We start from the raw sequence: 13,430 nt of genomic DNA on the forward strand, positions 1-13,430 counted from the left end.
AATTCATACTTCGGGTGGGATGCCCGCAAACTATGCTGATCAGGTGCTGAAATGTGTTGTCTCATCGAGACGAGAGCGTTTCGTTTTAGAATAAGGTTTCAGCTTTCGGCTGTAAAGGAACGCTCCTGCCAATGTGTATTGGGACCTGCAGCCGCAGAAGGAGCCACAGGTCCCGCTCATCAATATTCTTTGTTGTCGCCCACATCGGCCGCGGAAGTGGGAAGACCGTAACTCGTCAGTACTTCGGCAATAGCGCCAGCTTTGCGATAACTCTCGAGGCTTTCATTCACTGCACTCGCAAAGGGGGCATTGTTGTTGGACATCAAAAACGCAGTCTGAGTAGGTAGGGTGGTTGCCTTTACGCGCGGATCCGGTTGGTAAAGCTTAACTTTGACGTCGGTTCCTTTGGTTAGGTCAGCGGCGGCGCCAAAACCTTCAATGCCAGCATCAATACGCCCGGCCTGAACATCCTGCGCCAGATTGAGCGACGACGGATAGGTCTTTACATTTTCATAAAGCTTTTCCAGATCGCCGACCCAAGAATAGCCTTCTACGGTTCCCACTCTTTTGCCCTTGAGTTGGTCGACCGTCTCGAAACCTTCTTTGGACTCTACCGAAACCTGGTCGAGATAAACCGCGTTACTGAGCGCAACCACCTTTGCGCGAGCAGCGGTGCGGTAGAAACCTCCAATAGCAATGTCGGCGCGGCCTGTCTGCACCGCTGAAACTGCGGCAGGATAGCTGAAGATCTCGTACTCGATCTTCAGGCAATTATCTTTAGCAAATTTCTGAAGAAGGTCGCCGTCGATGCCGGAAACGCCATCCTTTTCTACCGAGTAGGGTGGGGTGTTCGTCAACGCCACAGTTAGGACACCTGCTTTGATCGGTTCGAAGTTGAACTTCGCTTCGCATGTGTCGGCCTTTGCTCCCGTCGAAGCCGTCACTAAGGCGATCGCTGCCGATGCTATCAAATAACGCATAGTTTTCATTACTTTAACCTCTGGATTGTCGTTTTATGAATTGTTGTGCACCTTCGACGGTGAAGTCGATTTTCTGTGAGTAGCTCCCTGTCTCGGAGCTCGTCCTATCCCTCCGATTTGATGTACCGAATATCGGTATTAATCTTCTAAAATGGAACTAATATCGATTATAAAACTTTGTCAAGCGGCTTGAAGTTCCGATAATAAGTTTTAATTTCGTTTAATGGGACTATTGACAATTGGAAATGTTCTACCACAATACGGGAATAATACCAATAAGTGGAACTTAACGATGACTCAGCCATTACCCCGCGTCACCTATTCGAATATCGGCGTCGATTTCTCACCCGTTCATGATCACCTGGATAAAATCCTGCCAATTTTCGAAGCAAACCAGTTGGGTCAGGCATGGTCCACGCCATTTGCGACGGGCGAGGCAAAAAGCGTTGCGAGCCCCATCGATCCCGCAATTACGTTAGGTGTTTTTCCCGTTTCAACGAAAAGCGACGTTAGTGCAGCTGTTGTTGCCGCTCGCAAAGGCGCATTAGTCTGGAATGCGGCCAGCCTGGATGAACGGCTCGCATTCGCTGCACGCTGGAAGGACGTACTCGCCGAAGAGAAATACCAGTTGGGACTAGCCGCTCTCTTCGAGGTCGGAAAGTCGCGTATGGAAGCTATAGGCGAGGCGGAAGAAGCGGTCGATATGCTCGACTATTATCCGTCAGAACTTAGGGCAAACAACGGCTTTGTGCGCCCTATGAACCAACTTGTGGACCACGAGACTGCGACGAGCATTTTGCGTCCCTATGGCGTTTTCGCGGTCGTTGCGCCGTTCAACTTTCCGCTCGCATTGTCTATCGGCATGATTACGGGCGCGTTGCTTGCCGGTAACGCTGTGGTATTTAAACCCTCGCCAGAATGCCAGCTTACCGGTCTTCTTATTGCCGAGTCCATACGTAAGGCAGGTCTGCCTGAAGGCGTTTTCAACGTGGTGCTCGGCGATGGTGATGTCGGTAAAAATCTTATCGAAGATAAGGGTATTGATGGCGTCGCATTTACAGGTTCGCACAAGACCGGAATGAGCATCTTCAGGCACATGGCACTATCGCCGTGGATGAAGCCCGTAATTGCCGAAATGGGCGGCAAGAACCCGGCCTATGTCACGGCAAACGCTGATATCGCTCGTGCTGCTCAAGGCGTTGTGCGCTCGGCTTTTGGTCTCCAAGGTCAGAAATGTTCCGCGTGCTCGGTGGTATATGTCGACAATAGCGTGAAAGACGAATTCATCGCGCGCTGCATCGAGTTTGCGAAGGCACTTGTCGTTGCCGATCCGCGCAAGCGTGATGTCTTCATGGGTCCACTTTACAATGATGCAACAGTCGACCGGTTTATCAATGCGGTTGCACAGGCAAAAGCAGAAGGCACCGTACATTTCGGAGGTGAACATATCGCGGGCTTGCCGAAGAACTACTTTGTTCCCGCTATTGTTGAAACGTCGGGTCCATCCAGTCTTACGCGCGATGAATTGTTTATGCCATTTGTGGTGGTGCGCGGTGTGAATTCCCTTGAAGCCGGTCTGAAGGAAGGCAACGACGTTTCCTATGGTCTTGCAGCAGGTATTTTCACCAACGACCAGAACGAGCTTCAACATTTCCTCAACAATGCAGAGGCGGGCGTATTATACGCTAACCGCGCAAGCGGCGCGACTACCGGCGCCTGGCCAGGCGCACAGCCTTTCTGTGGCTGGAAGGGAACCGGCGTCAGTGGCAAGGGCGGACTAGGTGCATATTTCCTGCCCCAGTTTATGCGCGAACAAAGTCACACGATCATGACACGTTGAGCCATTTGGTGCGGAGCGGAGAACGCTCCGCAGTTCCTCCTTTTCGAAGTTTTAGCCTCATGACACAATATCCAGAATCCTGTTCTCAGTCCCAAGCGCTCTTTGATCGTGCACAAAAGGTAATGCCAGGAGGCAATACGCGCACGACCGTCTACATAAACCCTTTTCCGATCTATGCGCAGAGCGGTGAGGGATGCCGAATGCGTGATGTCGACGGCAATATCTATTACGACTGTATCAACAACTTCACCTCCATGATACATGGCTATGCCCAGCCGGAAGCGATTAACGCGGTAAACGAGCAGCTTCCTCTTGGTACGGCTTTTGGCGCTCCGACGATCAGTGAGATCGAATTGGCCGAACTCTTGGTCGAGCGATTACCCTCTGTCGACCAAATTCGCTTCGCGAATTCCGGTACAGAAGGTGTCATGATGGCGATTAAAGCAGCGCGCGCTTTTACCAACCGTCCGAAGATTGTCAAAATCGAAGGTGCCTATCACGGATCCTATGATTTCGCTGAAGTTAGTCTAGACAGCACACCGGGCAACTGGGGTGATATGCCCGCATCGACCGCTTATGCAAAAGGGACCCCCCAAGGGGTTCTGGATGATGTCATTGCAGTTCCCTTCAATGACATTGAAGCAATAAAGGCTGTTTTCCGCGTGCATGGGCATGAAATTGCTGGTGTACTTATTGATCCGATGCCAAACCGGGCCGGGCTCATTCCGGCGCGAAAAGATTATCTCGAAGCTTTGGTCGAAACGGCACATCAATCGGGATCGCTTGTGATTTTCGACGAAGTGATTTCGTTTCGCCTGGGATACTCCGGCGCTCAAGGGCTTTGGGGCATTACGCCCGACCTGACCTCGCTTGGAAAAATCATCGGTGGTGGCTTTCCGGTGGGTGCCGTTGCCGGCCGCGCAGAGGTGATGGCTGTATTTGATCCGACGAAGGGGAAACCCGCTCTGCCGCACGGCGGCACTTTTACGGCAAATCCCGTGACGATGCGGGCTGGTCTGGCAGCCATGGAAGCACTGACCCCAGAAACTTTCAATCATCTGGATCGACTCGGCGAGATTTTGCGAGACGGAACAAACGAAATTTTCCGAAAATCTGGATTGTCGGGTCGTTGTGTGGGTCTCGGATCATTGTTCAAGATTCACTTCACCGACAATGACATCGTCGATTATCGTTCGGTCTATCCTTCCGCAGGTGACCGTCACAAGCTCAACCTTCTCCATAAGGGTCTCCTCGATAGAGGAGTGTTGTCTGCGAGCTACGGGCTTTTTGCCCTATCCACGCCCATGACTGAGGCCGATGCGTATACGATACTTGTCGCTATCGATGACACTTTCAAACACATCGCCTCGCAGTCCTGACAGGGTGTCACATTACGAAACGCAACCCGTCATATTGAGCGCGGCATGCAGAATGAACAGATCGGGTTCGTAACTTCTAACCCGATATCGGTTCAGCGAAAACAATAGCAGGAATTGAAATGACCACTTCTCCCCATGTCGTCATCATTGGCGCTGGCACTTTAGGAATGTGTTCGGCGGTTAACCTTATCCGGCAAGGCGCCCGCGTGACCGTCATCGATGCAAATGCCATCGCGTCCGGTTCAAGTGGACGATCAGTTGGCGTAATTGGCACCCAGTTTACCGATCCATTCGAGATCCTCCTGCGGCAACATTCAATGCGCCAGTTCCAGGAGTTTGAGCGCCAGGGATTGCGGATCAATCGCATCGGATATTTACGACTTGCCCGAACTGACGAGCAAATGGAACTCTTTCGTCAGTCAGTTGAGATGCAGAAAAAGGCCGGCTTCCGTTCCAAAGTTTATCAAGCTGGCGAACTGAACAATCTTATCCCTCATCTCAACCCGGACGGCCTCGCCGGCGCAATTTTCGGACCTGATGACGGTTTCATCGATCCGCACGAGCTGTGCACACTGCTGGCTGAGAAAGTGCGCGAAGCCGGTGGTGCGGTCAGGCAGTTCTGCAAGCTTGAAGGCGTAGCGAGGATCGCCGGAGGATATCGGCTCGAAACCACTAAAGGCCAGATTGAGTGCGATATGGTGATCAATGCAGCAGGCGCCTGGGCATCCCAGGTAGCGGCACTCTTCGGGCAGACGCTTCAGGTCAAACCTGAGCGGCACGAAGCCATTACCATCCTTCTAGACCAGCCGCTCGATTACACGATGCCCATGGTGATGGATCTCGTTAACGGGGAGGGCACCGGGCTTAACTTCAGGCACGAGAAAGCAGGCGAGCTGATCGCTGAAGTTCACAAAGTGACAAATTCGGAGCCGGAAAATCCAGATCTTTATAATGATCAGTGCGAAGAACAATCGCGTATCGAGCTCGCGGAACTCCTCTTGGAACGAGTTCCCGATCTGCCCGGTGCACGCCTTGGACGGGGCTGGGCTGGGCTTTATCCTATGACCTACGACAAGCGTCCATTAGTCGGTCCTGTTGATCCGTCCGAGCCGACTCTCGTCACGGCAGCTGGCGCAGGCGGTTACGGCATCCAGCTTTCGCCCGTGATCGGTCAGATTGCCACCGATTGGGCGCTTCATGGTGCACCGGTATCTGCTCGGGGAACCGAACAATTGCGGCCGACAGCTGCGCGATATGCTCCGGCGGCATAAAACTTGGGAAAGGTGCTGTCTTTCCCTGAGGGGAACGCCGGGTAGTCAAGAACAGAACACCGTCATCAACACGGGGTGAAAGATGTCTCAGAATAAGCCAATTGTCCGCTTGCAGGACGTGAATGTTCGTTACGGTAATTATCATGCTGTCAGGAACGTCACGCTTGACATTAAAAAGGGTGAGGTTGTTGCCATTGTTGGCCCGAGTGGCGCGGGGAAAAGTACTTTCCTGCGCACGATCAATATGCTCGAACAACCAGTATCTGGCACACTGCAAGTGGGGGCGTTTCAATTTGACCTCGACAGCAAGCTGACGAATGATCAATTGCTGAAGCTGCGACGTTCGACCGGCATGGTTTTCCAGTCATTCAATCTCTTTCCCCATATGTCGGTGCGTAAGAATATTACTTTGCCTCAGATGCGCGTGTTGGGACGAAGCAAAAATGACGCCGATGCCCGCACTACACAGTTGCTAGAGCGGGTGCATCTGGCAGACAAGGGCGATGCCTATCCTGCTCGGCTTTCGGGCGGTCAACAACAACGTATCGCGATAGCACGAGCTTTGGCGCTTGATCCCGAAGTTATGCTTTTCGATGAGCCTACCTCAGCGCTTGATCCTGAACTCGGTCTGGAGGTTCTCGCTGTGATGCGCGAGCTGGCTCAGGACGGTATGACAATGATCGTTGTCACGCATGAAATTGCCTTCGCTACGGAAGTCGCTGATCGGCTCATCGTGATGGCGGACGGTCAGATCATTGAAGAAGGAAAACCGTCGGAAGTTATCCGTCATCCGTCTTCTCCGCGGACGCAAAAATTCTTCCGAGCCATTGTGGATCGACACTGATGACGGATTTACTTCTCAATCTGCTCAAAGGTCTTCCCGCAACAATTGCTTTAACGGTTGGCGGCTTTGCCGTGGGAGCGGTACTCGGAATGCCGTTGGTATTGTTACGTCGTTCAAAATCTCGACTGGTTAGCGGTCTGGCGCGGATTTTTATCGACGTTGCTCGCGGAATTCCACCTGTTGTCTGGCTCTTCATAATATTTTTTGGTTTGGGAACCGGCATCATCCGGCTGACATCGCTACAGGCCGGTATTATCGGACTGGGTTTGGTATCTTCAGCCTATCTGGCCGAGATTTATCGTGGGGGTTTTCTTTCGTTGCCAAGCGGGCAGACGGAAGCAGCAACTGCTCTCGGAATGCGGGGTAGTGACATTCTAAGGTTTGTATCCGCACCCCAAGTTTTGCGCGTATCAATACCTGCAATGGCCACGTTCTTTGTGAGCCTACTCAAAGATAGCACGGTGGCCTCAACAATCGGCGTCCGTGACATTATGATGTATACATCCCAGGCGGCACAAGCTCAGTCGGGAGGCTTTGCTCCCTTCCTTGTTGCTGCGCTCATCTACATTCTCTTGTCCATTCCTATCGCCTTTATGTCTCGTTTATTGGACGAAAGGCTTCGCAGGAGGCTCTCGCGATGAAGGAAACCCTCGCAAATTTTGTCGAATGGGCGCCTCAGCTCTTCGCGGGCCTCGTTGTAAGCCTGCAGCTAACTGGATTGGCCCTCCTCATGGGGCTTCCTCTTGGATTGCTGCTTGCCCTCCTTTCGATGACGAAAATGCGTTTGCCGCGTTATATGGCGATACTGCTAGTCGAGATTGGCCGCGGTGCTCCGGCACTGGTTGTGCTCCAAATGGTCTATTATGGACTGCCTTCGGCAGGCATCAACACCAGTGCCTTTATCGCAGCAGCTGTTGCTCTTGCCTTAACTACTGCCGCCTATACAAGTGAAATTCTGCGTGCAGGTTTGAACGCAGTTCCTCAAAGGGAATTCGAAGCGGGTCTAGCACTCGGCATGACAAACTCAGACATTATGCGATTTGTGGTAATCCCACAGGGCGTGCTTTTTGCTGTACCCGCACTTATGGGGTTTGCTATTCTGATCTTTCAGGCAAGTGCACTTGCATTTACCATCTCCGTGCCGGAACTCCTCGCGAGAGCCTATCGCGTTGGCGCCGCGACCTATCTTTACCTTGATGTGCTGATCCTCGCGGGTTTGTTTTATCTGGTCGTGACAATTCCATTTGGCTGGCTTGTGGCCGGAACAGAGCGGAGGCTTGGCAAACATCTTGGGTAAGACGCTTGCAAAACTGATTTACGTAAATTGCATATGAGAGAAATGATGAACAAAGTCCTTGTCGCAGTAAAACGTGTCGTCGATTACAATGTTAAGATCCGGGTTAAGGGCGACGGATCAGGCGTTGAGCTTTCGAATGTGAAGATGTCGATGAACCCGTTCGACGAGATTGCGGTTGAAGAGGCGATCCGTCTGAAGGAAGCTGGCAAGGTAACGGAGATTGTGGCTGTTTCGGTTGGCCCGGCACAGGCGCAGGAAACGCTGCGCACGGCGCTCGCCATGGGTGCGGACCGCGCCATTCTGGTCAAGACCGACGAGACGGTCGAGCCACTCGGCGTCGCCAAGGTGTTGAAGGGTGTGGTCGAGGCTGAACAGCCGGACCTCGTCTTCCTCGGCAAGCAGGCGATCGACGACGATGCCAACCAGACCGGTCAGATGCTGTCGGCGCTCCTCAACTGGAGCCAGGCAACCTTTGCCTCCAAGGTGGAACTGGCTGATGGTTCGGCCAAGGTCACGCGCGAAGTGGATGGCGGTCTGCAGACCATCGATGTGAAGCTTCCGGCGATTGTCACGGTTGATCTTCGTTTGAACCAGCCGCGTTATGCGTCGCTGCCCAATATCATGAAGGCGAAGAAGAAGCCGCTGGACGAGAAATCGCCTGCCGATTTCGGCGCCGACATTGCGCCGCGTCTCAAGGTGCTGAAGACCGAAGAGCCGGGTGGCCGCAAGGCTGGCGTCAAGGTTGGCTCGGTTGCCGAGCTGGTTGAGAAGCTCAAGGCTGACGGCATCATCTAAGAAATCGGAAGGGACGAGAAAAATGGCTATTCTTCTTATTGCCGAACACGACAATGCAACCCTTTCGGACCAGACGGCAAAGGCGCTGACGGCAGCTGCCCAGATCGGCGGCGATGTCGATATTCTGGTTGCAGGCAAGGGTGCAAAATCTGCAGCCGATGCAGCCGCCAAGCTCAAAGGCGTGCGCAAGGTTCTGCTGGCTGAAAGCGATGCGCTGGAAAACCGTCTGGCCGAGCCAACGGCAGCGCTCATCGTGGAACTCGCCGCCAATTACGACACGATCATCGCCCCGGCGACGACCTCGGCCAAGAACATCCTGCCGCGCGTTGCAGCGTTTCTCGATGTGATGCAGTTGTCCGACATCATGGAAGTGGTGTCAGCGGATAAGTTCAAGCGTCCGATCTATGCGGGCAATGCGATCCAGACAGTGCAGTCTACTGACGCCAAGAAGGTGATCACCGTTCGCACGGCCTCCTTCTCCGCAACGGGCGAGGGCGGTTCGGCTGCGGTTGAAAGTGCAACGGTGCCTGCCGATCCGGCGCTGTCGAGCTTTGTTGGCAATGCGCTGTCGGCTTCGGATCGTCCGGAACTGACCTCGGCCAAGATCATCATCTCAGGCGGTCGTGCACTTGGTTCGGCTGAAAAGTTCCAGGAAGTGATCCTTCCGGTTGCCGACAAGCTCGGTGCTGCCGTTGGCGCCAGCCGTGCGGCAGTCGATGCGGGCTATGCGCCAAACGACTGGCAGGTTGGCCAGACGGGCAAGGTGGTTGCACCGGAGCTTTACATCGCTGTCGGCATCTCCGGCGCGATCCAGCATCTGGCTGGCATGAAGGACAGCCGCGTCATCGTCGCCATCAACAAGGATGAAGAAGCGCCGATCTTCCAGGTTGCCGATTATGGGCTCGTCGGCGATCTATTTACGATCCTGCCGGAACTGCAAAAGGCTCTCTGATACGTTAGAAAATCATCTTTATCGCCTCAGTTATCCAGGCGATAACGATGATTTATTATTGCCAATCGAAGGAACAAAGCCACGGCGGCGATTCTTGACTGGCAATCAGATTAGCGATGCATGATAGATAGACTTACGTGCCGTTTTCGTCACTTTGGTGAGCGTATGCCAACATCGGTTCCCAACACGTCGAAATATCTTCCTCATTGAACCTTCTGTCAATGAATGGCCCTGAAACTGTTTAGCGCTTCCTATCACTTAGCATAGGATGTTTTCTCCGTTTAGAAGATAGTCCCCCATAGCCAATAGTGCGAAAATTATCTCTCTATTTTGTTTCTGAAAACAAAATCGCCAGGAGGACTGAAACGTGATCTTGCCGCTGCCGCGCGCGGCACTTCATAACAACCGGAGTAGCATACCAATCTCGGCATTGGTAATGGCCTTCCTGTTATTCGGGCTTGTTGCGTGTAGCTCCAAGCTAGAACGAAGCGCTACGAATTTGTCGTTTTCTCGAACCGACTGCAAACGCGTGACAGTATATGTTTCTACTGTCAGAGCCCCAGCAGATGATTCCGGGACAACGTTTACGAGTGGCTACTCACCGCACCTGAGATTCGTAAAGCATGTAATATCAATCCCACCTACTCACAAGGCTAACTTGGTTGAGTGGCCCAGTGCACCACCAGATCCGGCCAAGGAATTTGTTACACTGACATCCCGGAGCCTCACTGCAGACGAGTTTTATTCGGCTATAGTTTCTGCCAATCGTATCCCTTCTGTCAGACTATTTGTACATGGATATAACAACACTTATCAGGAATCGGTCTATCGGCTCGCGCAACTTACAGCAGATTCCCCAGATGGCCAAACCCCAGTGTTATTTGCCTGGCCGTCCCAGGGTAACGCGCTAAGCTACAGCACGGACAGGCGCGCTGCGCTAGCTTCGACCGACGGTCTTGCCGAGACAATTGAGATCCTCGTCCAGGGAGGAAAGATCAAGGTCGGCCTCCTTGCACATAGCATGGGAGCGTGGCTTGCGATGGGAACCCTAGCCGGGTTGAGCCGAACCTCTCGATTTCAGGTGGCTAGGCGTTTGGATAATATAGTATTAGCCGCCCCAGATATCGATACTAATGATATGATCCGTAAACTAAATGCGATCGGGCGACTTGCGCACCCATTGAATCTGCTGGTATCTGGTGACGATAAAGCGCTGGCAGTGTCCCGGATTATTACCGGTGGCCATCGAGTAGGGGCTGACGACGTTTATGATCCATGGGTCAAGACGGCCGCTATGCGATATGGGGCGCGGGTTATTGATATTTCCGAACTCAGCGCTTCTGACAGTTTTCGGCATTCTCGGTTCACCGCGATGGTATCACTCTATTCAAAGTTTCACGGTCAAATAGACGATCAATCTGCCGCGAAATATGCTGGACCGGGTACTTATGTTTTTCATGTTGCGACGGCTCAGTTGGAGCCCACTGATCAATGAGTACATGTTGCGTCCACCATGGGTGTGAAGTTCGTTAACTATTGTACATCACAATTTACGTTGACATTCGAGCATTACTTCGCCATCAAACCGGGCGCAAACTCGAAACCAATCTAGATAATTATCACAAGCCAGTTGGCAAATTTATAATGAACTTCGCTCCTTTCGGCTGGTTGGGTTCTGCCGTTAATCGTCCACCATGCCCTTCGACTATGGAACGGCAAATGGCAAGTCCCATGCCCATTCCGTTAATCTTCGCGGATACAAATGGTTCAAAGATGTTTTCAAACTCGGTGAGACCAATACCAAGATCGCTGATTTCGATGCGAACTCCTGCGTTTGTCGGTACCCCGTTTATTCTGAGGACCCTCCCATATTGAGAGCCTTCCATGGCTTCTATCGCGTTACGCATTAAATTCACTAGCACTTGGAGTATTTGTGTTCGATCTACCATCAACTGTGGCAAGCCAAACTCTCCTTCGACGAGTATTTCAACTCGGTGTCGTAATGCATCTCCAGCCAGCAGGGCTCGCGCTTCAGATATTATGTTTCCAATATCGGTGAGAATGCGCTCATCTGCTGAGTGTTTAAATAATGCTTTGATTCGATTAACTATATCACTGGCGGTGTTAGCATCTCGTATGAGGCGTTCAGCCGTTTGTTTTGCCCGCTCTAGATTCACCGGTGTTGCTGACAACCAACGATGACATGCATATGAATTTGCTACGACAGCAGCGAGTGGCTGATTAACCTCATGCGCAATTGACGCCGATAGCTCGGCGAGACTTGCTGTTTGGCTAGCGCGAAAAAGCCTTTCCTGAGCCAAGCGCAGGGCTTCCTGAGCCCGCACTTCGCTATCGATGTCAATGCATATAACGTTCCATTGTACTATTTCACTAGCAGTATTATGCATTGGCACTGCGCGAGTTTCGACCCAACGGTATTCGCCGTCGAAGCGCTGCAAACGGTGCTTATGCGCGTAGGGTTCGCCTGACGAAAGGCATTGCGAATATCTCTTCTTAACTACTGCTAAGTCATCAGGATGAACACTTGTATCAAGCGTGGCCGCAAGCCGTGATTTTCCTGAACTATCCAACTCCTCGAGCTCATATCCAAGAAATTCCCGAAGCTGTTGACTCCGGTAAACTGGCTCACCATTCGGCGCAGCACAGTCAACCATTGCCGGTAACGTCTCAACCAAGCGCGAAAGGAAACGTTCTTTTTCTCGCAATTCATTTTGAGAAACTTCTTGGTCATGAATGTCAATGTTGGCGCCATACCAACGGATTATATTGCCCTCCTCATCGCGAAGCGGGTTAGCATAACCCTGCGTCCATCGATATTCACCATCCCAGCGGCGATTTCGAAACTTGTGTTCAAATTTTTCGCCGGTTTCGACCGAATTGGTTATCTTGTCCAAGTAAAGCAGTCTGTCATTCGGGTGTACGCTGCTTTTCAACGTCTCTGCGAGTCCTGGCTCGTCACCGTTTTTTCTCGGGTGAAGCCCCATATAGTCCTTCATCGTCTTATTGATATATGCGGCGTGGCCTTCTGCCGAAACAGACCAGAGTTGGACAGGTACCGTATCTACTAGTTGTTCAAGTTCCCTCTCACGTTTGCGCAGTTCCAACTCTGCATGCTTACGTTCAGTTAAATCGAGGATATAGGCTACACCTTGTCTACGCTGACCTTCGAAACAAGCAGCACCAATCAGTACGGGTACTCGACCCCCGTCCTTCCTGAAAAACTCTTTCTCCCTTGGTTGCATTAGACCTGTATTGGCAAGTTCCTGAGCTTCTTGAAGTGCGTGCGCCTCCTGCCACTCCGGAGGAGTTAAATCTAGCCAGCTGAATCCTTTTTCAAATTCGTCACGACTATACTGGACCATGTTAAGAAAGGCGTCGTTCGCATCCAAAAGTTGTCCATTTAGATCCCAAGTGACAATTCCGATAATGTTGGAATCGACCAGCCGACGAAGCTGACTTTCGCTGCGTCTTAGCGCTTCTTCCATTATCACTTGATCATGTATGTCATGACATAAACCGTACCATTGGATTATACGTCCGTCCCGATCACGCATGGGCTCGGCCCGACTAGACATCCAATGAAAAGCCCCATCCGCCCGGCGTATGCGATAACGCATCGCGAATACCTCGCCAGTAGCGATACACCGGCGAAGCGTCGAACCGAATTCCTTGGCGTCATCTTCGTGTATACAGTCAATGAGCACGTCCAACTTTGAGCGGCCAGGGCTTTCTAGGTCATCAGCGCTGAAACCAATGAAATCGACCATACGCTTATTGAAAAAACTAGGTTCGCCTTCATCCGTTAAACGCCACAAATGACTTGGAACCATATCTACTAATAATGAAAGTTCTTCCTCACGCGACCAAAGTGCCCCGTTATCCACGGCGTCATTTTCTAAAGAGGTCCGATCTGCCATCGCCAATCTCCTGCCAATCTGTTAGATGCAGAAAACTCCCTTTGGCTATCATACCATATTTGAAATAAATCTGCCTTGTCCTCATCAAGCGCAGCGCAAACGTCTAGGAATAACAAAGGCCCATCACGAATACT

The 13,430-nt window shown here is 52.0% G+C and carries 11 protein-coding genes and 2 pseudogenes; 9 read left to right on the forward strand and 4 right to left on the reverse strand.

Going from position 1 to position 13,430, the window contains the following annotated elements:
- Window positions 1-179 precede the first annotated feature (179 nt).
- Complete coding sequence (locus MKS82_RS27555) at window positions 180-989, reverse strand: substrate-binding periplasmic protein (protein ID WP_240579549.1); 810 nt, start codon at window positions 987-989, stop codon at window positions 180-182.
- 283 nt (window positions 990-1,272) lie between these two features.
- On the opposite strand from MKS82_RS27555, the gene MKS82_RS27560 reads away from it, so the two are divergent.
- The 9 genes from MKS82_RS27560 to MKS82_RS27600 all read left to right on the forward strand — a co-directional run bounded on the left by MKS82_RS27560 (window position 1,273) and on the right by MKS82_RS27600 (window position 10,853).
- Window positions 1,273-2,820 (forward strand): aldehyde dehydrogenase family protein, encoded by a 1,548-nt coding sequence (locus MKS82_RS27560; RefSeq protein WP_112701144.1) that lies wholly within the window; start codon window positions 1,273-1,275, stop codon window positions 2,818-2,820.
- A 122-nt stretch (window positions 2,821-2,942) separates the two neighbouring features.
- The gene (locus tag MKS82_RS27565; RefSeq protein ID WP_445558107.1) at window positions 2,943-4,199 is read left to right on the forward strand and encodes an aspartate aminotransferase family protein; all 1,257 of its coding nucleotides are present in this window, start codon (window positions 2,943-2,945) and stop codon (window positions 4,197-4,199) included.
- Window positions 4,200-4,318: 119 nt separating this feature from the next.
- Window positions 4,319-5,470 (forward strand): NAD(P)/FAD-dependent oxidoreductase, encoded by a 1,152-nt coding sequence (locus tag MKS82_RS27570; protein ID WP_240579551.1) that lies wholly within the window; start codon window positions 4,319-4,321, stop codon window positions 5,468-5,470.
- Between the two features lie 118 nt (window positions 5,471-5,588).
- A complete protein-coding gene (locus MKS82_RS27575; protein ID WP_445558108.1) occupies window positions 5,589-6,314 on the forward strand; it encodes an amino acid ABC transporter ATP-binding protein in 726 nt (241 codons plus the stop codon).
- Entirely contained in the window at window positions 6,314-6,955 is a 642-nt protein-coding gene (locus tag MKS82_RS27580) for an amino acid ABC transporter permease (RefSeq protein WP_240579552.1), read from the forward strand. Before MKS82_RS27575 ends, MKS82_RS27580 begins: the two co-directional genes overlap by 1 nt.
- Window positions 6,952-7,611, forward strand: a complete 660-nt coding sequence (locus MKS82_RS27585; protein ID WP_112701139.1) for an amino acid ABC transporter permease — start codon at window positions 6,952-6,954, stop codon at window positions 7,609-7,611. Before MKS82_RS27580 ends, MKS82_RS27585 begins: the two co-directional genes overlap by 4 nt.
- A 45-nt stretch (window positions 7,612-7,656) precedes the next feature.
- Window positions 7,657-8,406: an electron transfer flavoprotein subunit beta/FixA family protein gene (locus MKS82_RS27590; protein ID WP_240579653.1), complete on the forward strand. Its 750-nt coding sequence runs from the start codon at window positions 7,657-7,659 to the stop codon at window positions 8,404-8,406.
- Window positions 8,407-8,428: 22 nt separating this feature from the next.
- Window positions 8,429-9,358 (forward strand): electron transfer flavoprotein subunit alpha/FixB family protein, encoded by a 930-nt coding sequence (locus MKS82_RS27595; protein ID WP_240579553.1) that lies wholly within the window; start codon window positions 8,429-8,431, stop codon window positions 9,356-9,358.
- 436 nt (window positions 9,359-9,794) lie between these two features.
- Window positions 9,795-10,853 carry an alpha/beta hydrolase gene (locus MKS82_RS27600; protein WP_235994224.1) on the forward strand — a complete coding sequence of 353 codons (1,059 nt, stop codon included), beginning with the start codon at window positions 9,795-9,797 and terminating at the stop codon, window positions 10,851-10,853.
- A 124-nt stretch (window positions 10,854-10,977) separates the two neighbouring features.
- On the opposite strand, the gene MKS82_RS29715 is transcribed toward MKS82_RS27600, so the two are convergent.
- The 3 genes and pseudogenes from MKS82_RS29715 to MKS82_RS29725 all read right to left on the reverse strand — a co-directional run.
- Complete coding sequence (locus MKS82_RS29715) at window positions 10,978-12,084, reverse strand: ATP-binding protein (protein WP_445558109.1); 1,107 nt, start codon at window positions 12,082-12,084, stop codon at window positions 10,978-10,980.
- Window positions 12,073-12,483: pseudogene (locus MKS82_RS29720) on the reverse strand (PAS domain-containing protein); the annotation flags it as partial. The pseudogene MKS82_RS29720 and the gene MKS82_RS29715, both read right to left, overlap by 12 nt.
- A gap of 3 nt (window positions 12,484-12,486) precedes the next feature.
- Window positions 12,487-13,296 (reverse strand): annotated as a pseudogene (locus MKS82_RS29725) (PAS domain-containing protein); the annotation flags it as partial.
- Window positions 13,297-13,430 lie beyond the last annotated feature (134 nt).

Source organism: Ochrobactrum sp. A-1 (genome assembly GCF_022488005.1).
GTDB lineage: Bacteria > Pseudomonadota > Alphaproteobacteria > Rhizobiales > Rhizobiaceae > Brucella.

Excerpts from the sequence above, each read along its gene's own strand:
- MKS82_RS27555 (WP_240579549.1), bottom strand. The coding sequence starts at position 989 with ATGAAAACTATGCGTTATTTGATAGCATCGGCAGCGATCGCCTTAGTG.
- MKS82_RS27560 (WP_112701144.1), top strand. The coding sequence starts at position 1,273 with ATGACTCAGCCATTACCCCGCGTCACCTATTCGAATATCGGCGTCGAT.
- MKS82_RS27565 (WP_445558107.1), top strand. The coding sequence starts at position 2,943 with ATGCCAGGAGGCAATACGCGCACGACCGTCTACATAAACCCTTTTCCG.
- MKS82_RS27570 (WP_240579551.1), top strand. The coding sequence starts at position 4,319 with ATGACCACTTCTCCCCATGTCGTCATCATTGGCGCTGGCACTTTAGGA.
- MKS82_RS27580 (WP_240579552.1), top strand. The coding sequence starts at position 6,314 with ATGACGGATTTACTTCTCAATCTGCTCAAAGGTCTTCCCGCAACAATT.
- MKS82_RS27585 (WP_112701139.1), top strand. The coding sequence starts at position 6,952 with ATGAAGGAAACCCTCGCAAATTTTGTCGAATGGGCGCCTCAGCTCTTC.
- MKS82_RS27590 (WP_240579653.1), top strand. The coding sequence starts at position 7,657 with ATGAACAAAGTCCTTGTCGCAGTAAAACGTGTCGTCGATTACAATGTT.
- MKS82_RS27595 (WP_240579553.1), top strand. The coding sequence starts at position 8,429 with ATGGCTATTCTTCTTATTGCCGAACACGACAATGCAACCCTTTCGGAC.
- MKS82_RS27600 (WP_235994224.1), top strand. The coding sequence starts at position 9,795 with ATGGCCTTCCTGTTATTCGGGCTTGTTGCGTGTAGCTCCAAGCTAGAA.